Origin of the sequence: Dictyobacter arantiisoli, from assembly GCF_008326305.1 — a bacterium.
Classification (GTDB): domain Bacteria; phylum Chloroflexota; class Ktedonobacteria; order Ktedonobacterales; family Ktedonobacteraceae; genus Dictyobacter; species Dictyobacter arantiisoli.
Genome location: NZ_BIXY01000070.1, coordinates 19,701 through 38,289 on the forward strand (window position 1 = coordinate 19,701; position 18,589 = coordinate 38,289).

General features: G+C 47.9%; 17 protein-coding genes. 6 read left to right on the forward strand and 11 right to left on the reverse strand.

All coding sequences use genetic code 11. The annotated features are described in order from the left end of the window. Positions 1-24: 24 nt before the first annotated feature. The 6 genes from F1593_RS19910 to F1593_RS29925 all read right to left on the reverse strand — a co-directional run bounded on the left by F1593_RS19910 (position 25) and on the right by F1593_RS29925 (position 6,142). Positions 25-513 carry a DinB family protein gene (locus F1593_RS19910; RefSeq protein WP_149403318.1) on the reverse strand — a complete coding sequence of 163 codons (489 nt, stop codon included), beginning with the start codon at positions 511-513 and terminating at the stop codon, positions 25-27. Between the two features lie 32 nt (positions 514-545). Further along, on the reverse strand, positions 546-1,592 hold the full coding sequence (locus F1593_RS19915) for a ParB/RepB/Spo0J family partition protein (protein ID WP_149403319.1): 1,047 nt from the start codon (positions 1,590-1,592) through the stop codon (positions 546-548). Further along, positions 1,585-2,358, reverse strand: coding sequence for a ParA family protein (locus F1593_RS19920; protein ID WP_149403320.1), 774 nt, complete (start codon positions 2,356-2,358; stop codon positions 1,585-1,587). Before F1593_RS19920 ends, F1593_RS19915 begins: the two co-directional genes overlap by 8 nt. Continuing rightward, positions 2,355-4,280 (reverse strand): reverse transcriptase domain-containing protein, encoded by a 1,926-nt coding sequence (locus F1593_RS19925; protein WP_149403321.1) that lies wholly within the window; start codon positions 4,278-4,280, stop codon positions 2,355-2,357. The genes F1593_RS19920 and F1593_RS19925 overlap by 4 nt, the downstream gene beginning before the upstream one ends. Before the next feature lie 1,059 nt (positions 4,281-5,339). After that, positions 5,340-5,849 (reverse strand): hypothetical protein, encoded by a 510-nt coding sequence (locus F1593_RS19930; protein WP_149403322.1) that lies wholly within the window; start codon positions 5,847-5,849, stop codon positions 5,340-5,342. Positions 5,850-5,917: 68 nt separating this feature from the next. After that, positions 5,918-6,142: an FmdB family zinc ribbon protein gene (locus tag F1593_RS29925; RefSeq protein WP_149403323.1), complete on the reverse strand. Its 225-nt coding sequence runs from the start codon at positions 6,140-6,142 to the stop codon at positions 5,918-5,920. Between the two features lie 304 nt (positions 6,143-6,446). Here F1593_RS29925 and ychF point away from each other — a divergent pair, with 304 nt between their 5' ends. Continuing rightward, positions 6,447-7,622, forward strand: a complete 1,176-nt coding sequence (ychF, locus tag F1593_RS19940) for a redox-regulated ATPase YchF (protein ID WP_149403324.1) — start codon at positions 6,447-6,449, stop codon at positions 7,620-7,622. Between the two features lie 71 nt (positions 7,623-7,693). On the opposite strand, the gene F1593_RS19945 is transcribed toward ychF, so the two are convergent. The 4 genes from F1593_RS19945 to F1593_RS19960 form a co-directional block, all read right to left on the reverse strand. Next, positions 7,694-8,641 carry an alpha/beta hydrolase gene (locus F1593_RS19945; protein WP_149403325.1) on the reverse strand — a complete coding sequence of 316 codons (948 nt, stop codon included), beginning with the start codon at positions 8,639-8,641 and terminating at the stop codon, positions 7,694-7,696. A gap of 300 nt (positions 8,642-8,941) precedes the next feature. Beyond that, positions 8,942-9,190, reverse strand: a complete 249-nt coding sequence (locus tag F1593_RS19950) for a hypothetical protein (RefSeq protein ID WP_149403326.1) — start codon at positions 9,188-9,190, stop codon at positions 8,942-8,944. A gap of 69 nt (positions 9,191-9,259) precedes the next feature. Further along, complete coding sequence (locus F1593_RS19955; RefSeq protein WP_149403327.1) at positions 9,260-9,526, reverse strand: carboxymuconolactone decarboxylase family protein; 267 nt, start codon at positions 9,524-9,526, stop codon at positions 9,260-9,262. 18 nt (positions 9,527-9,544) lie between these two features. Next, positions 9,545-9,766 carry a carboxymuconolactone decarboxylase family protein gene (locus tag F1593_RS19960; protein WP_149403328.1) on the reverse strand — a complete coding sequence of 74 codons (222 nt, stop codon included), beginning with the start codon at positions 9,764-9,766 and terminating at the stop codon, positions 9,545-9,547. A gap of 194 nt (positions 9,767-9,960) precedes the next feature. Between F1593_RS19960 and purK the strand changes: the two genes are divergently transcribed. Together purK and F1593_RS19970 are read left to right on the forward strand one after the other, a co-directional pair. Continuing rightward, on the forward strand, positions 9,961-11,124 hold the full coding sequence (gene purK, locus F1593_RS19965) for a 5-(carboxyamino)imidazole ribonucleotide synthase (protein WP_172632278.1): 1,164 nt from the start codon (positions 9,961-9,963) through the stop codon (positions 11,122-11,124). A gap of 7 nt (positions 11,125-11,131) precedes the next feature. Continuing rightward, a complete protein-coding gene (locus tag F1593_RS19970) occupies positions 11,132-11,743 on the forward strand; it encodes a 5-(carboxyamino)imidazole ribonucleotide mutase (RefSeq protein ID WP_149403330.1) in 612 nt (203 codons plus the stop codon). 99 nt (positions 11,744-11,842) lie between these two features. Here F1593_RS19970 and F1593_RS19975 read toward each other — a convergent pair whose 3' ends face one another. After that, entirely contained in the window at positions 11,843-13,303 is a 1,461-nt protein-coding gene (locus F1593_RS19975; RefSeq protein WP_149403331.1) for an MDR family MFS transporter, read from the reverse strand. Between the two features lie 608 nt (positions 13,304-13,911). On the opposite strand from F1593_RS19975, the gene F1593_RS19980 reads away from it, so the two are divergent. The 3 genes from F1593_RS19980 (at position 13,912) to F1593_RS19990 (ending at position 18,426) form a co-directional block, all read left to right on the forward strand. Beyond that, on the forward strand, positions 13,912-15,690 hold the full coding sequence (locus tag F1593_RS19980) for a hypothetical protein (RefSeq protein WP_149403332.1): 1,779 nt from the start codon (positions 13,912-13,914) through the stop codon (positions 15,688-15,690). A 198-nt stretch (positions 15,691-15,888) separates the two neighbouring features. Beyond that, positions 15,889-16,959 carry a helix-turn-helix domain-containing protein gene (locus F1593_RS19985; protein WP_172632279.1) on the forward strand — a complete coding sequence of 357 codons (1,071 nt, stop codon included), beginning with the start codon at positions 15,889-15,891 and terminating at the stop codon, positions 16,957-16,959. A gap of 123 nt (positions 16,960-17,082) precedes the next feature. Next, complete coding sequence (locus F1593_RS19990; RefSeq protein ID WP_149403334.1) at positions 17,083-18,426, forward strand: TolB family protein; 1,344 nt, start codon at positions 17,083-17,085, stop codon at positions 18,424-18,426. Positions 18,427-18,589 lie beyond the last annotated feature (163 nt).

An 18,589-nucleotide genomic window follows, 5' to 3' on the forward strand; every position in this document is an offset into this window, starting at 1 on the left:
AAAATATCTAACCAATCGAAAAGATCAGGAAGTTGCGGAATGGGCATGGAAGGTGCTCAATTGTCGGGAGTGCTGACGATCATGAAGTGGAAGCGTATTCACAAGTTGAGAGAACTTACGTACTCCCCAGGAGTTTGAGTGGAAGGGACGTTCCCAGGCGCTGGCCGGAAGCTGACTGAGATAGGCAAAGAGTTCATCGCGACACTGGACCATATCCCTTAGCGCTTCGTCTAGCGAGGGTGCCGGTTGCGCAGAATCTACCAGGACTGGCAGCAGATGCGCAAAGGTGTCGAAAAGAGGATTGTCATCCTCCTGTACCCGCCGCAATTGCTGAAGAATCTTGCGGTCAGCATCAATCAGATGCTGCACAACCATCAGAGGAGTGATGCCATCGTCGGTAAAAGGGCGCAGCAAATCTTCATGGTGAAAAACAGCCAGTTGACTCATAAAGTCAATCCGGGCTGCCACCATTTTACGCCGAACCCTGACGAAAGGAATCTCTAATGCCGCCATACAGCCTCCCCCAGGACGTGCTCACCGCCGCGCTACTCTTCCGGCTGATTTACCAGACGCCCATACAAGCCATCGAGTTCGTCTTGATTATTAAAATGTAGCACCAATGTTCCCTTCCCTTTAGCATTACACTTAAGGTCCACTTTTACCTGCAAGGCGTTGCGGAAATGCGCTTCCAGGCCCGCCAGTTCGGGTGAGCGCATAGGGGATGCAGAAAGCTGTTCAACCGCCGTGGAGACGCTCTCAGTGGCTTTCATACGCTCCGCTAATTCCTCGGCCTGACGCACCGTCAAACGTAAGGAGATAATCTGCTGCATCGCCTTGATCTGATCTTCCTCATTCTCGATACTCAACAGAGTACGCGCGTGCCCCTCGGTAAAGTTCTCAACTTGATTGATCAACATATCGCGCACCGCCACGGGTAATTGTAACAGGCGCAACGAATTGGTAATCGTCGTGCGATGCTTGCCAACCTGCTTTGCGACCACATCTTGCGTCAGACCAAACTCCTGGGTCAGAGCCTGATAGGCCAGCGCCTCTTCGATAGGATTCAGGTCCGCACGCTGGATATTCTCAATCAAGGCCATTTCCAGCATCTGCTGCGGAGTCACATCCTTGATAACTACCGGAACCTGTGTCAGACCGGCCAGCCGAGAAGCACGCCAGCGCCGCTCGCCCGCGATAATCTGATATAAAGGCACAACCGTGGATGATGTGCCGTTATCAGAAGTTGCAGACGTGGCGGAGGTATTGGTCGCTGAATGTGAGCCAAACCAATCAGGCGCGCTGGCGCTCGTCTCCGGCAGACTGTCCAGACGTGTTACCACGATGGGTTGAATCAGACCATGCTCTTTAATCGAATCGCTCAACTCGAGGAGCTGAGGATCATCCTCACGAAAAATACGCCGTGGCTGACGAGGATTAGGAATAATCGTCTCGATAGAAACCAGGGGCATTGAATCCGTTACCGGCTGTCTGGATTGTTGTTGGGCCGACATCACATCGGAAGCGCCAGAGATTAAGGCATCTAATCCCCGACCGCCGCGACCGCCGCCCAACCCACCTTTCTGTTTAACCACGGGCAATTACCTCCTCGGCAAGAGCGCGATACGCCAGACCACCTGGAGAACTGGGATCATAATCCAGGATTGACTGACCATAACTGGGTGCCTCACTTAAACGCACATTGCGATTAATAATCGTTTGGAATATCTCTTTCGGAAAGTGATTCTGCACTTCCCGCACGATATCTCCCGCCAGACGTGTACGCGAATCGAACATCGTCATCACCACGCCGACCACATAGAGGCTGGGATTTAACTTGGCCTTCACAATATTCACGGTATTCAGCAACTGGCTCAAGCCCTCCAGGGCCAGATATTCGCACTGAATAGGGATAATAATGCCATCGGATGCCACAAGAGCATTAATGGTCAAAAGACCCAGCGAGGGTGGGCAATCGATGATCACATAATCACAACGCTCGCGAATGGGAGCTAGAATTTGTTGTAGCCGATGCTCACGCGCAATCGCCCCCACCAGTTCGATCTCAGCTGCCGCCAGATCGACCGTACAGGGGGCCACAACCAGCTCACGCCGCGAGGTAGGCACAATTACATCAAAGATAGAAATTTCTTCATTTTCCTGAACAAGCAAATCATAAATGGTATGTGCGCGCTTGTTGTTCAGAACGCCAATCCCACTCGAAGCATTGGCCTGTGGGTCCATATCAACAAGCAGTACCCTGCGCCCGGCGGCAGCTAGATACGTAGCAAGGTTGATAGCTGTGGTGGTCTTGTAGGGTAGGAACCGTGCGCCTTGATCTATTGCTAGATTAGGTTTCATTGAACCCCCCTCCGAACCGGACGTACACCTTTCAATGTATCCGGCTCTCCAGCCATTCCTAGTTCTGTTGTTTTTGCCTTTACAGCTTTCTTTATGCTTTGTACATTTTGGCCCGCATGGATTGCGTTGTGGCAGGGTATGCAGACCACCAGGGTGTTCCTGTTCATACTGCACATTGTCAGCTTCCACATTGGAAGTCTGTCGCCTCGTCTAGCATGTTCTTGCTTGATGTCCTTGAGCTTTCGGATGTGATGAACTTCGTAGCTATCCCTATTGGGTAGTTCTTGTTCACATAACTCACACTTCTTCGCGTTGATTCGTTCAATTATCTGGTGCCTTGCCGGTAAGCCATTGAATAGAATACCGTTGGCTGCAACCCCCGATAGTGGCTTGTCCTTCTTCTTGATTGAATCATTGAAGTAGGTCATGGTTTTCATACCCTCTTTTGTTTGATATGTTAAACCAAAGATCCTTCTCGTTCCCGCTTGCTGTTTGAGTTTGACTTCCACACCATATTTACTGATGACTTTGGACATCGAACTTTTTTCTTTCCGGGCGACCGTTTTCAGTAAACTTTCGTAGTGGTAATACCTGTATCTTCCGATCTTTTTGCTCACGTCAGTTGCCAAACAATAATACTGATACAATCCTCTAATTTCTGAATTGTATTGTTGCAACGTGTCTAGAAGCGGTTGATTGATGCGTGCATTATGGTGGGTGGCTTTTCCTCTCACCATAAATGGCTTCAATTTTTCCGTGATTACATCAGATGGTACGAGTAACTGGATCGTTTCATTGGCTGCCCGTTTTTTGATTCCCAGGGTGTTCTTGGTAAGCTGCGCATCTTCCCTGGTTTTGGATATTTCATATCCAAGGAATCGTACTCGTCGGTCGCTAAGGTTGGTGATGACAGTTTTATCCATGTTGAGTTCGAGTTGTAACTCTTCTCCCAGGAAATCCCTCATCTTTTTTCTTATGTTTTCCGCCAAGTCCTTGCTTCCAATGATCATGACAACAAAATCGTCTGCATATCTCGTGTATTTTACTCTGATGTATTCTTTATCAAAGGGATCCCTCGTGTGCAAGGTCCTCATTGATTTGAGGAGATCTCGCGCTCTTTCTCGTTCGCCATTTTTTCTCGCCAGGAAACGCGCCATGTTTAGGTCCTGGTACGCTTGATTTTTTTTCCTCGTTTTTCCCCTGGTTTCTTGCTGGCAGAGGTTATTCATGAACATATCCAGTTCATTGAGGTAAATATTGGCGAGTATTGGGCTCACGATTCCCCCTTGGGGCGTTCCTGAGAGCGTTGGATGCTTCTGGCTAAATTCCAGATATCCTGCCTTCAAGAATTTTTCAATCAAGTTGACGAAGCGTCCATCACTAATTTTCTTTGAGAGGAGTTCGCGGAGCTTCATGTGTGATAGATTCTCAAAGAAACCTTTGATGTCCCCTTCGACCACCCAATTTGTGCCCTTACACGTTGTCTTGATTTGGGTTAGTGCTGTATGGCAACTCCTCTCAGGCCGAAACCCATGGGAATTGTCACTAAACACCGGTTCGTATATTGCTTCCAACATGAGTCGTAAGACTTCTTGTACCAGCTTATCTATGAATGAAGGGATACCCAGTGGTCGGAGGCTTCCATTCTTTTTTGGATTATGGACTCTTCGTACTGGTGTTGGGTAGTAGTTTTCGGTTTTCAACTTCTCGATGGTTTCATGCACTTTAGACATATTGAAACCATCGATGGTCTTTCCATCTACTCCCTGTGTCATGTTTCCTTCTTTTCCATAGATGTTGCTGTATGCCAACACATAGAAGTCCGGGTTGAACAGGTTTCTGTACAGTCTATCGAAAACGTACAAGCTGTTCTGGCTTGACTTTTGAGCTAGCATTGACAGTACTACTTCAGCGTTTTGCATTGCGCATACCTTTGTAAACTATCAATTGAATGACCTGCTTCCCTTCGCCATGTGGTAGGTGTTACCTACCTCGGACTACTACGGAAGCTCCGTAGTCATATCAGGTTTTCAGAGCCTACACTCATAGCCTTTATGGGGCATCCTGACTTAGACTATCTCCGTTTAGCTTTCACTTTGCACATATGAGTGGTTTAGGTTCCCGTTCGTTTCTTTAACGTATCTCCGATACGCTGAAGGGCTTGCTAGAGAGTACAGAAGTCGTAGGTAAATACCTCTGTAAGCTACCCTTGTATCCGCGATGAGTTTGCTTACGGATACCCCGGCGGGTTAAGGCGAAGAAACTGGGTTTAAAGCAATTCAGCTTTGACCATATCACTCTTGGTCTTGCACCACTATCTTTTTGCAAACTTCGAGATATGGCGCTTTACTAGCATGCTATGTTCCCTTGCGGTGTTTCCACCTCCGGTAAGCTAGTTAACCATACGGGTTCTCTCTACCCGTAGCTCTTCTCAGAGCAATGCAAAGTGCGCCTTACGGACGCACTCCCACGCCACCTTTCTGGTTGGTAATTGCAAATACTTTTGACACAGTTTGCTACCGTACCTTTCCTCTTCCATGTTAGAGACCATAAAGCTCCGCTTCAACGCCATTGTAACAAATGTAATAGTGAGAAGCAACTTGAGGTATCGTGATGGCGAGCAATTGTCTGGTTGAACACATCATTATTTTAGTTGCTACTTATGCTCTGTCAAACGTCATTAGAAAATAGGCATAATCACAATAACTATAACACAACAGAAAAAAATTCAGGGCGGTCACGATGCCAGGGAAAGAGGATGCTCCCATGATGTAGATGGACATAAAAAAGGAGTCCATCTACCCCACGCTATTACTCATTCAGATGCATAGAATGTATCTAACTCCCCTGGTCCTCACTATCCAGACGCATAAGTTTTCGCGCCCGAGGAGCTCAAAAAAGTTTATTCTGTATTGTACAAAAAGTTCTTTGAAAATATTTGTGCAATACAGAATAAACAGGGTGTAGCGCATCAGACCTGCCTACAAGGTTACGCGATCACCGCCGGCTGGCATGGTGAAGCGTAAGAAGGGGCTTCCGGCCAGGCGGGTACAGACAACCGCAATCGTGTAAAATACAAACAAAAACGCGGCGGTGCGCAATTCAATGAGAGCGTATCCGAGAAGGCTGATATGGCTGGCACCGGACGCAAACAGACGCAGCAGGACCGGCCCCTGCTGTACATCAAACATGGTTAGAGGTAAGCCGCAAAACAGACTGATCAAGATATCAAAGATCAGACAGAGCGCGGCCAGGCGCGGTCCTAACCACCAGAAACGCTTACTCATCTTCTCCCGCTTAGTGGATGTGACACGGCGTGTCGCCCACACGGGTGGTAGAATGTACTGGAATATGATAAAAAGCAGGGGTACCGCGACAAATGTCCAATCGGGAAACACAGCGGGGGTAATTAAAGCACCAAGGCGACCGAGAGCGTACACGATCAAGCCTTCGATAATGCCCCGCCGATAGCTTACTTTATTTGATAACATAAAGACAAACCTGTTTTCGTCTTCTGAAGACATGGTAGCAGGAAAAAAAGGAATAGGATGCACACAAATTAATGACAACCACAAGAGCCGCCACCACAGCCGCAACCACCATCTGAGGAATCGTCGAATGAGTAATCTTCGCTATTCCCACGGGGAGCAGCAAACACCGAGAGTAAACGGCGCACTTTCTCACTATGGCATTTCATACATACAATATCGTCAGCGTGTTTATGGTTTACAAGAAGCTCAAACTTGGATTTGCAGTCCGGGCAATAATACTCGTACAAGGGCATAAAAAGTACCTCCAATCTATAAGAAACGCTCTCTGTTAACTGATATTGTAGTGTCTGGCTTTGACTGCGTCAAGTTAGCTATAATGAGATCCAGGATTTTCCAATTCTCTTTTGCACCGCTTGCGGCGGCAAAAGAGAATTGGAGGAGGAGGAGTTGGGGACACCCCAAACCCCGGCAGGGGACTGCGGTCCCCTGCACCCCTTGCTTGCACCGTTTGAGGGAGATTTAGAAAGCCTTGCAGTAGGTATGTCCTTGCAATGAACATTGGCATAAGAATAGTAGTAGAAGGAAGAAGAAGAGATTATGGCTCTGACTATTGGAATTATTGGATTGCCCCAAAGTGGCAAAACGAGCCTGTTTAATGCGCTGACGAAGGCTGGCGCGCCGATTAGCGGCTATGCAGCCAGTACGGTGAAGGCAAATATTGGCATGGTACAGGTTCCCGATGCCCGTCTACAACCTCTGGCGGATATCTTTCAGCCCAAGAAAACGACACCAACAACGGTTGATTTTGTCGATGTCGCGGGTATGGGGCAGGCCGCCCAGGGCGGTAAGGATAAGAAAGAAGGCTTGAACGCGGAATTCCTGGGACATATCCGCAATGCAGATGCGCTGGCGGTGGTGCTGCGTAGCTTTGCCAATGATAATGTGACCCATGTCAATGATACGATCGATCCTTTCCGCGATCTGGAGAATTTAAATGCGGAACTGACGATTACGGATCTGGCGAGCGTTGAGCGTCGTCTGGAACGCTCGACGCGCTCGGCAAAATCTGGCGATAAGAAGTATCAACAAGAGATTGATATTCTGCGCCGCCTGCAATCCGCCCTTGAGGAGTTTAAGCTGATTAAGGATCTTGAACTGGGACAGCCCGAACAGGCGCTCTTGAAAGATCTTTTCCTGCTGACAATCAAGCCACGTATGTATGTCTTGAATGTCAGCGAAGGTGCCCTCGGCGAAGCCAATGAACTGCTGGAAAAGATTGCTGCCGGCGAGGCGGTGGATGAGGCAGGTCTGAGCAATGAGCTAAAGGGAATCGCGAAGGTTGCGCAACGCGCACGTAGCGAGGGTTCAGAGGTTGCCGCCGTCTCTGCCAGCCTGGAAGCTGAATTATCAGAACTACCCGAAGAGGATGCACAGGAATATCTGGAATCTCTGGGCTTGCCCAAACTGGGCGCGGATCGAGTTATTCAGGTTGGCTATCGCTTGCTCAATCTGATCACCTTCCTGACTGCAGGTGAAGACGAAGTGCGAGCCTGGACTGTCACCAAAGGAGCGAAAGCACCAGAGGCCGCAGGAAAAATCCATACCGATCTCGAACGTACCTTTATTCGCGCCGAGGTCATTCACTACAATGACTTTATCAAATATGGCTCTTTCGCCGCCGCCAAGGAGAAGGGTGTCTATCGTCTGGAAGGCAAAGAGTATGTCGTAGAGGATGGCGACATCATGCAGATCCGCGCTGGTGCGGGCAAATAATTCACTTAAAAGTGGAATAGCAAAGTGGGATAGCAAGGAGCCAATGTAGCTCTTTACTGTCCCGCTTTCGCTTATTGTACGAAGCGTCGTACGAAGGTATCGACTTGCTGAATATAGGTTACGGAATCGGTAGAATAGGCCGTGCCATGGCCAGCGGCGGGTATAACCAGTAACTCTTTATATTGTGGGCATTGGTTGTAGAGCCGATGCACCATTTCGGTGGGTACAAAGGTATCTTCCGCACCGTGAATAAAGAGGATGGGCCGCTGTGCATGCTCCACCTGCTTGAGCGCCGAGGCTTCACTAAAGAAGTATCCTGCTTTCAATTTACAGACCAGGCTGGTCAAATGGACAAAAGGGAAAGGTGGCAGATGATACATGCGTTTTACCTGGTAGGAGAGAATATCCTCCGCGGATGTATAGCCGCAATCGGCAACAACACATTTCACCTGCGGAGGCAGTTGCTCACCACTGGTCATCAGAACCGTTGCGCCACCCATCGAGATACCATGTAAAACGATCTGAGCATCCTCGCCGACACGCTGGATCAACAAAGCAATCCATTTTAGATAATCTTTACGCTCATGCCAGCCAAAGCCAATATAATTACCTTCACTGATCCCATGACCGCGCGCATCCGGCATCAAAATATTATAGCCAAACTTTTCATGATAAAAATGAGCCAGCGAACCCATATTCTCCTTAGCAGTTCCGGTATAGCCGTGGGCTAGAATGACGGTTTTGTTGGTAGGAGAAAGAGCCGGGAGATAATAGCCTTTGAGCAATAAACCATCATAGGATAGCAATTCAATGATCTCAAAAGACTGGGCATCAACCCAGGCAGGCTCAGCAACGGGAATCTCTGAATCCGTTGTAATTTGCGCCAGATCAGGATTATTCATCAGAAATGTTTTGGGTTGTCGAAAAACAGCTACACGATAAAAATAGAAGCTCACTGCCACTAATAGCAGCAGAATGAGTATAACGAGAATGGCAATGATAATGCCAATGATGGACATAGATATGAATCGCTCCTAATTAATGAAACTCGATACGTGCATTATCTATTGTATTCTAAACAGACAATACCTGGGATCGAAACAGTCCTATTAGCGTATCCCACGATTTCCGCGCGTGTGCCAAACTCCCAGTATCAGCGGGATCTTGCTGCTCACTTGCTGGCAGGCGCAGGCGCGCCTGCACCACACACTAAACATTGGTTTGAGCACCATTGGTGCGAAAAATCATGCACAGAGATCGTGGAGAGCATGGGAAACAAACACATTCTGTGAGTTCCAACGGTGAATTTACGCGCGTACTTAGTCCTCGTATTGCTTGATGAGTTTTTCTACCAGGCCACCAATCTCGTGCCAGAGATGATGCTGATAATCCAGCATACGCGATTGATTGAGATCAAATTCGCGGTTGGAGGCATCTTTTTTCGCGTTCTCAGCAAATTGCTGGGATAGGGCGTGGGTCTTATCTCCTCGCCCATGTAAGTAGATACCAAGATCATTAAGATCCTTAAGCAAGGCATCAAACTTTTCTTCTTTATTCGGATTGGGCATAGATAGTCTCCTCTATCATTTCGTGTTCCCTTTAAGGGGGACACACTTAGTAGTAAATCATAGAACAGTTTAGTGTTCATCAAGTTTGAGAGCATCGGCGAAACGATTAAAGAAATTAAACATACCAATTACGGTGGTGAGCTCCACTATTTCGCCATCGTCGAAGTGCGCCTGGAGTTCATCGTATAATTCTTCACTTACATCGCGCGCGCTCGTGGTCATAATTTCAGCGTAACGTAAGGCTACCAATTCTCGGTCGGTAAACAGCGCTCGATGTTGATCAATATTGAAGAGCGCATCGAGCAATGCTTCATCAAGTCCCATCTGCCTTGCCAAGGCAGTATGTGCATTCTCTCAGTAGAAGCAGAGGTTTACCTGCGAGACACGAATAGCCAGCAACTCTTTTAATTGTGACTCGACTGTTCCTGTACGCATGGCGGCCTCGACCAGTTGCATAGATGCTTCCATGATAGCAGGCCGATGTGCCATCGTCTGAAAGAGCGATGTCATGGTCGAACTGCCCGTCGTGGCGAATGTTGGTAGTGTAACCGAGTCATCGGGTTGGATGCGCGGCATAAATGATCTCCTCGCAGCATAAAAATACAGCAATGATTACGTGTCCCTATTGTATGAGAGGATAACTAACCATGCAAGTCAGAGAAACAGGATCTATAGATAAACTCTACTCAAGCCTACCAAAAAAATGAGGGAATTGACACACTTCAAGGCACATGTTTACAATAAGGCAGCATGTAAAGGAGAGCCAGGCATTGAAGAGAGCACACGATAGTCAAGAAGCAGAAGTTATCTCTACTACCCGCATAGGCATTATCGGGGGTGGACAATTGGGTTTGATGATCAGTGAGGCGGCCCGTAAGATGGGCTTTGCCTCTGTGACCGTCCTTGATCCAACGCCGCAGTGTCCAGCCGCCAGTGTGGCGGATCAAATTGTTGGCAGTTTGAAAGATCCGGTCGCCCTGCGTCAGCTGGCCGACCGTGCGGATATTTTGACCTACGAAATTGAGCATATTAATACAGAGGCGCTGACAGCCTTACAACAGGAGGGCGTGAAGATTTATCCCGCGCCCGATTTGCTGGCGATTATCCAGAATAAATTCGTCCAAAAGGAATTTCTGGCCCGGCACAATATTCCTGTTGCCCCATATATGTCTATCGAGACGCCAACCGATATCGAGCAGGCCATCCAGACCTGGGGCTATCCCCTGGTTCTGAAGGCGAAGAAGGATGCCTATGATGGACGCGGCAATGCGCGTATCAATGGGCCGGATGATATCGAGGTCGCGCTTGCCAGGCTGGGTGATCGTGAGTTGTATATCGAGAAGTGTATCGATCTGGACAAAGAGCTGGGCATTATGATTGCACGCAATGAGCGCGGCGAGAGCATGAGCTTTCCCGTCGTGGAGATGATCCACGAACGTGATATCTGTCTGAGCGTGCTGGCGCCAGCGCCCATTGCGACCTCCTTACAGCAAGAGGCAGAGCGCATCGCCCTCCACACTATCGATATCCTGCAAGGAATTGGCATCTTTGGCGTCGAGATGTTTTTGGATACAGACGGCAAAATCTGGCTGAACGAGATTGCGCCTCGCCCGCATAATTCAGGACACTATACCATCGAAGCCTGCCAGACCTCACAATTTGAAGAGCATCTGCGCGCCGTCACCAATCTTACACTAACGCCCACCACCATGCTCTATCCCGCATCTGTGATGGAAAATATTCTTGGCGAACGCAATGGGTCCGCCATAGTGCAATGGGCGCATGATTATGATCATGCGCATGTCTTCCCTCATATCTATGGCAAGCGTGAGACCAAGATTGATCGCAAGATGGGCCATATTACCGTGGTTGGTGACAATCTAAACAGCGTCTACAAGCAAGCAAAGGAGGCGAGGGCCGAGCTCTCGATTTAAGCGTACCATGTCAGACGAGCAACAAGCAGTACTCACAGCCGCCAGTCAGGAACATGGCGTACTGGTTTCCGCCGAAGGGATTGGTCCCGCCGGCAAGGGCACACCCAAAGTCCTGATCACCATGGGCAGCGATTCTGATTTACCGTTGATGATGAAGGCAGTGGATACCCTGCGCTATGAATTTAACGTTCCCTGCCTGGTCCAGATCAACTCGGTCCATCGGGACCTGCGTACAGTGGTACAGCATATCGACAATCTGCCAGAATCGATTCAGGTTGTCATCGCCTGTGCGGGCGGTGCGGCCCATCTGCCCGGCAATATCGCCGATCTGCGGGCGGATCTGCCAGTAATCGGTGTACCCCGTGATCTGGGGGCGCTCAAAGGTGTCGATGCCTTGCTCTCCATGGTCCAGATGCCCGAAGGCGCGCCCGTCGCCGTGATGGCAATTGGAGATGCAGGAGCCGTCAATGCCGCTATTCATGCCGCCAAAGAACTGGCAATTGGCGATCCCAGCATCAAAGAACGCCTGCGTACCTATGCCGAGAAGCGCAAGAATCGCGTTGCCAGCCAGAACAAGACCCTGGAAACAAAGCTTAGCACATTTACCAAAAAGGCATAAATCCTCAGCGTCTTCATCCTGAGCAGATCTCAGCCTGGACATATAATAAAAAGCCGCCGAACAGATGTTGTTCCGGTGGCTTTTTACTTAGAGCCATCGTTAGACGATTTCTACCGGTGCCGACACTTCACCACCCAATGTGTCGCGTGTATTCGATGTACGCTGCATGGTCGCAGCAGCATCTTTATCCCGAATGTTCAGCGCAAAGATGACAGCGAGCAGTGTGAGGACAGCAGCCGTTAAGAAGGCGATATGATAGGCCGTCAGATTCGGTTGCAGCTTCCCCGCGATCAGTTGCATGATACCAATAGAACTGAGCACAGTACTCAGGATGGCGACGCCCAACGCGGAACCAATCTGCTGCACAGTGCCATAGAGCGCTGAGGCATGTCCAGCCTCGCTGGCGGTAATATTGGCATAGGCAGCGGTTGAGGTGGATAGAAAGACCTGAGCCATGCTGGCACCGGTCAGGAACATCAAGGCGCGCATCAGCCAGAGACTGGTCGTACTCCCCATCAAGCACAATAACGTCATCATAATAGCAGCCATAATAATACCGCCAGCCATCAAACGGCGTGGACCGATCACGGGATAGATGCGCGATCCGATCTGAAAACCAACCACCACGCCAATCGCTTCCGGGAAGGTCGTCAGTCCTGATGTGATAGCGCTTACACCACGTCCCTCCTGCAAGAAGAGAGGAGCGGTATAGAGCAGTCCCAGGAAGCCCGCTCCACTGAGTACCGTCACCAGATTACAGTTGCGGAACTGCCGATTGCGCAACAGATGCAGATCAATCATCGGCTCCCTGGTACTCAATTCACAGAAGACAAACACGGCAATCAATACCCCACCAGCGATCAAACTACTCAGGATTGCTGGTGTGATCCAACCATAATTTGATCCTTCACTTAACGCATACATGAAGAGCGCCAGACCGATACCGGCGAACAGGAAGCCAGGGAAATCAAAGCCTCTTGAAGATCTTTCGTGCTGCTCGGATAAAAAGATAAGTCCGAAGAGAAGCGTGGCGATGCCAATGGGAAGATTGACATAAAAAACCCAGTGCCATGACAATTTGTCAACCAGAAGACCACCCAGCACAGGACCGGTCGCGGGAGCAATCACAGTGGGAATATTGAGGATACGCGAAAGCTGTACCCGTTCTGCTGGCGGAAATGTACGCATCAACATGGTATTGCCAACCGGTGTCAATGCGCCACCAGCGATACCCTGCAAGACGCGAAACGCAATCAACATACCCAGGCTATTTGCCAATCCACATAAAGCTGATGCCAGCGTAAAAAGGCACAATGCGCCCAAGAAGATCCGCCTGGTACCCAGGCGATCTCCCAGCCAACCCGAGACAGGAATAACCACCGCGAGACTTACCAGATAAGAAACGACAATCGTATCCACCGAGGTGCTGGAGATACCAAACTGATGTCCAATCGAAGGCAAGGCAACATTGACGATCGTACCATCCATGATTGACATAAACATCGCTGCTACAAAGACAATACTAATACTAACTTTAGGATTCATTTGCGGACGCTGCATGAAATACTCCGGGAGAAGAGATCAAGAGAAAACGAGTATTAAGAGAAAAATATAAAGAAATAGATCTCAAAATTGAGACCTATTTCCAATCATTGTAGTTTTTCTAGTTCAGAGCTGTCAACAGCTAAATATGCCAACTCGACACTTACCAATCTTCCTTTTCATAAGTCATTCCCATTTCAGAACAAGAATTCTATTCCCCTGAAGGGGTCCTAAAAATTTACTAATGGAGTCAAAATATGCTATTCTAGCTTAGCGATGCTGTTATGAATTTGCATGTAATATATTTAAGATATGGCATAAAAATTATGTCCTTTGATAAGGTAAAAGAGTCCAAAATTACAGGTTAAAGCGTGGTTTGACAAAATTATCCGCCACACCATAGTACCGATGATGCTCGCTTCTCAAAGATGCATAATAACTATAAGGGTGCACAGTATATGAATACAAATTCTCTTTCACTTGTTGAGACCTCTTCCCGGGAAGAAATTACTTCATCTCAAAGAATCTATCAGAAAAATTGGTTTTCATTCCTTCGTTCCCCTTTATGGCTTTGTCTCCTCCTGACTATAGTCGTACGTATATGGCTTGCCTGGCATACTCATGGAATGGCAGATGGTGATGAATATCTCGTTGGAATTCAGGCAGAACATATTTTGCAGGGTGAACATCCTATGTACTACTATGGGCAGCCGTATATGGGTAGTGTGGAAGCATATCTTGTCGCGCTTGTCTTCAAAGTTATGGGAACTTCCAGCTGGGCCTTACGCGCAACAACTACACTACTCTGCCTGGTGCTTGTCAGTTTGACATGGCGATTAGCAGGTGCACTGGCTGACGTGGCCAGATTGCCAGCATATGCACGACGCTGGTTTCAGACTGTTGCAGGTCTCTTTGCTGCATTGCCACCCTTGTATGACACAATCGTAGAAATGCGCACCTGGGGTGGGCATATTGAAATATATATACTTTCGCTCTGGCTGCTACTCTCCGCTGTTCGTCTTACGCAACGTTGGAAAAAAGGAGCATCCGGACTAGAGATGGGGTTGCGCTGGCTCATCATTGGTTTTATCATCGGTTTTGGTATATATATCTACCCAATAATTTCTTATGCTATCCTAACCGCTGTAGTATGGATCGCTGGCTATCTAATGATGAGCATCACACGCACATTTCACCATCTTCCCTTTTCCGATGAGCCAGCACTTCCAATTACCATACACATACGAAATCTCGCGCTCGTATTGGTCGCAATCCCCGGTGCCCTGCTGGGTTTCTCGCCTTCTCTGTACTACGGTATAAAACACAACTGGGTTAATATTGCCTATCTGACGGCACCAGGGAGTGATGGAGGGGGCGACGTTGCATTTCATACTGCCTATTCTACCTCTACTATATTACAGGGAAGGGCCAGCTATTATATGAACTGCATAAGCCCCCAGGTCATTGGCGGCTCAATGCATACAGAATCAGTGACACATGCCAGCCCTGTTACATTTGCAATTCTAATAACGCTTGGCATTGCATGTATCGCTATCGTCGGCCTTTTACTTCTCGCATCGCTAGTAATTAAGCAGCGGCTTTTATGGCAAATACAAAAAATGTCGGTGTTGCCTTGCATTTTCGCGCTCACAACCATTCTCATCTTTATTTTTAGTAACGCAGTGGGCTATAGCATTTTCAAACCTTGTATACATGATGGAGTAGGGCGCTACGCGGCACCAGTGGTACTTGTGCTGCCATTCTTCATGGCGGCGCTCATCACATTCACACGTATGTTAATAGAACAGAGAAGCATGCAACAGTCAACATCGAAAATGGCATCCCTAACATCAAATAGTAGTGCTTATATTTATACTGACAGAAAAAAATACTCACCTACCTTCAAGATAGCGCAGGGCGTACTGGCTGGCTTCGTGCTGTGCTATCTTTGTCTCCAGGGTTACTCATATCTCAAGAGTGATGCCAACTATACGTTCCAATCGTTCAATTGTCTCCTCGCGCCAGTCAATCCCACTCCAATGATCAATTACATGCAGCAAGAACATATTACACGCGTCTGGTCAACACCTTCCTTTGGAAATGCCATTACCTTCAAAACAGATGGAAAAATCATTGCGGTCAATCCCCGAACAGTTGCATTTGGAACAATAAATCGTATTCCAGAATACACAACAATCGTCGCGCATGCATCATTCGTTAGCCTTATTGATCAGGTTCCACATGGTGATCCGACTTCTCTTCTACTTACCTACTTGAATAAAGCCCATGTGAAATATCGTGTGGCTCGCTTTCAAACACAACCTGGAAACCAGGATATGCTGGTTGTAACGCCTTTAAGTCGCACACTTACACCAAAGGAGGCGACCCTGGAAAATTATTGTTAGAAAACAACTAAACTCCTCTGGCGCTCATATCTTTTCAGGTCAAATCCATCTTCGGCGGTGGAGAGAGAAGAAGGAAAGAGCGTCTCTTTAAACTTGCTGTGAAAGTGTGATAAAACGTACAGAAAGGGCCTGCACTTTTGTGTTATGCTATATAAATAGAAAGCAGCATAAATGCAAGGAGCAGGAGATAAAGAGAGAGTGGAGCAGCAAAAGCCACTAAAAAAGAGGACGTTTCCCGAGCAATTAAAATACCAGCGGGAATTGCGCGGCTGGTCACAGGCCAAGATGGCCGAGGAGATTGGGGCCACACCCAATCGTATCAGTTCATGGGAACGAGGCATTGCCCTCCCCGGTGCGTACCTTCGGGAACAGCTTTGTCTACGCCTGGATATGAATGCGCAAGAACTTGGATTGTTAGCCATGATTGAAGAGGATCTTTCTGCTGCATCAGAGAGCGTATCGTCTGTACAACAACAGATGTTGGCTCCTCCTATTGATATCCCTGATCCTTCCGAGGTATCACAGAAACAACTGTCAGATCGCGCCTCTGCATCTCATTCAGTTGGGGTGAAGCGGATAAGCCGATTGCGCGCAATTCTGACAGTTGTTATTGTTTTGCTGGTTAGTCTGCTGATTATAGTATGGTCTGGTCCGTTAAATGCCATCTTTAATCCCAATGCGACCAACCCATATCCTCCCCACAGTGGTCAACTCATTCTGAACGATACTTTACAAAATCAGAACAACACAGAAAACTGGCAAGAAGGAACCAATAGCCAGCAGGCGAGCTGCATTTTTGAAGCACAGGGATATGTGGCTTTTCAGCCACATGCAGGCTATTTTCATGCCTGCATTGCGCAAAAGACAGATTACACAAATTTCACCTATGAGGTAGCGATGACTATCGAGCAGGGCGAATTCGGAGGGATTATTTTTCGTTCTGAGAATAGCGTTGATAGTCATTACTATATCTTCCGCATCCACACGGATGGTTCGTACTGGCTGTATCGTTTTGTCGATAGCAATATTGAGCATGCGATACTGTTACAGCATAGCACAACGCAAGTATTCAATACAGGACTCGGAAAAGGCAATGTGATTGCAGTAAGTGCCCAAAGTAGCACGCTCACCTTCTATATCAACAGGCAGCAAGTCTGCGCGCTCCAGGATGCCGCCTATACACACGGACAAATCGGTGTGTTTGCGGGTTCACTCGAGCAGGCCCCCTCACAGGCCATTTTTAAAGACGCGAAGGTCTGGACCAGGTAAAAAATGAGGAAACGATGTGCAAACGATGTAGAAACAGTGTGGGAATAGAGCCTCCAACCTTTCATACTGCTAACGACGGATGTTATGGAACAGATGTCGAAAGCAAAGAAAGAAGGTTTTCACATGTCACGTTTTCTCTTACGAATCCAACCTATGATCATACTCCTCATTGCGCTCTGCGTGGGAAGCGCCTATGGTTTCTTATTCACCATGCCGGTCGCAGCAGCTACCTTCAACCATACCAGCGCGTATGGCACGCCGCAGCCACCACCATTACCCTGTCCGGCGGTAGCGAAACCAGTTATGCCTGTAATGCATACAACAGGAAAACAGCAAACCATTGTCTATCGTACAGCCAACAATGTTGATGGTACGCAAGCCTTCCGCATCTACAACACGGTAACAAAGCGTACCACCACGCTGCCACTACCCGCGAAACTAGCAATAAGCGGAGCAGAGGCCAGGTTATCACCTGACGGGCAATGGCTCCTGTTCCAAAGCAACCAGGATGGTCATACCTCCATCCAAATACTACGTTTGGATGGCAAAGATTTGCAGGCCATCTATTGTAGCAATGATCAGATTGATAACGTTTCGCTCTCACCAGATCAAACAGCGCTGGTCTTCAACCTGATACACAACAATCAGACGGGACGTGTAACAACAAAACTCATGTTGCTAAACATGCGCACTGGACTTGTCCAGACCGAGGCCGTCAATCCCACACCGGGTTATAGCTATGTACCCAGAGAATGGCTCAATAATCACAGTCTCTATATCACTGAAACCGCCATTGATGCCGTACCGGGCACTGCATTTCCCATACAATATCCAACCCCATTATATATTCTCAAGGATATCAAAAAAGATGTCAAAGCTCAGGCCAACAATTTACAACAGCTACTCAGCATGGCACAAATACAGACAAAAACCTCAGGCTGTTTCGATATTGATACCCTGGGCCATCTCACTATAACCAGCGCCTACTCTATCAACAATTATGCTCAATATGCTAAGATGGAGGGTCCCAGTACCCTGACGCTCCATATGCTCAATGGAAAAGAAAAAACCATTTATACAGATAATACCCGAGCTATTCTCAATGTTCGCTTTGTAACACCAACCACACTACTATTCACAACACAAAATATGATCTGGCCTTTGGTACAATCAATTGCAGTTGATCAAATAAAAGTCTTTACCATCAATATAGATGGCACACATCTTCATCAGATCGCTGCATTCGCACCCGGTAGTGCAACATTCCTACTATCCGCGGCTACAAACAGCTGGGATACCATCTCTCGCGATGGTTCCCAGTATGCAATCCCTGTCAACCGCTTTTCTAACGGAATCGAACAGTATATGTATGGTTCTGTGAAAACAGGCACACTCAAGGCATTTGCAACATGGAACATAAACAGCTCTGACTCCCTGTATGGGTTAGTCGGATGGACAACCATCTAATACGATCTTTAACGATTCACCCGTAGGAGCCACCCTTCACGGGCAATACCGCTTAAATAACGAGAAAAGGAAGTTTCTTTCTGGCATAATAAAAAAAACGTTACATAGATCCAGAAAGAAAATTCCTTATGCCTTTTAGAATAACGTATCTTCCTGATGATGA

Excerpts from the sequence above, each read along its gene's own strand:
- ychF (WP_149403324.1), top strand. The coding sequence starts at position 6,447 with ATGGCTCTGACTATTGGAATTATTGGATTGCCCCAAAGTGGCAAAACG.
- F1593_RS19970 (WP_149403330.1), top strand. The coding sequence starts at position 11,132 with ATGTCAGACGAGCAACAAGCAGTACTCACAGCCGCCAGTCAGGAACAT.
- F1593_RS19925 (WP_149403321.1), bottom strand. The coding sequence starts at position 4,280 with ATGCAAAACGCTGAAGTAGTACTGTCAATGCTAGCTCAAAAGTCAAGC.
- F1593_RS19975 (WP_149403331.1), bottom strand. The coding sequence starts at position 13,303 with ATGCAGCGTCCGCAAATGAATCCTAAAGTTAGTATTAGTATTGTCTTT.
- F1593_RS19950 (WP_149403326.1), bottom strand. The coding sequence starts at position 9,190 with ATGCCCAATCCGAATAAAGAAGAAAAGTTTGATGCCTTGCTTAAGGAT.
- F1593_RS19980 (WP_149403332.1), top strand. The coding sequence starts at position 13,912 with ATGGCAGATGGTGATGAATATCTCGTTGGAATTCAGGCAGAACATATT.
- F1593_RS29925 (WP_149403323.1), bottom strand. The coding sequence starts at position 6,142 with ATGCCCTTGTACGAGTATTATTGCCCGGACTGCAAATCCAAGTTTGAG.
- F1593_RS19990 (WP_149403334.1), top strand. The coding sequence starts at position 17,083 with ATGTCACGTTTTCTCTTACGAATCCAACCTATGATCATACTCCTCATT.
- F1593_RS19930 (WP_149403322.1), bottom strand. The coding sequence starts at position 5,849 with ATGTTATCAAATAAAGTAAGCTATCGGCGGGGCATTATCGAAGGCTTG.
- F1593_RS19960 (WP_149403328.1), bottom strand. The coding sequence starts at position 9,766 with ATGCCGCGCATCCAACCCGATGACTCGGTTACACTACCAACATTCGCC.
- F1593_RS19910 (WP_149403318.1), bottom strand. The coding sequence starts at position 513 with ATGGCGGCATTAGAGATTCCTTTCGTCAGGGTTCGGCGTAAAATGGTG.
- F1593_RS19945 (WP_149403325.1), bottom strand. The coding sequence starts at position 8,641 with ATGTCCATCATTGGCATTATCATTGCCATTCTCGTTATACTCATTCTG.
- F1593_RS19920 (WP_149403320.1), bottom strand. The coding sequence starts at position 2,358 with ATGAAACCTAATCTAGCAATAGATCAAGGCGCACGGTTCCTACCCTAC.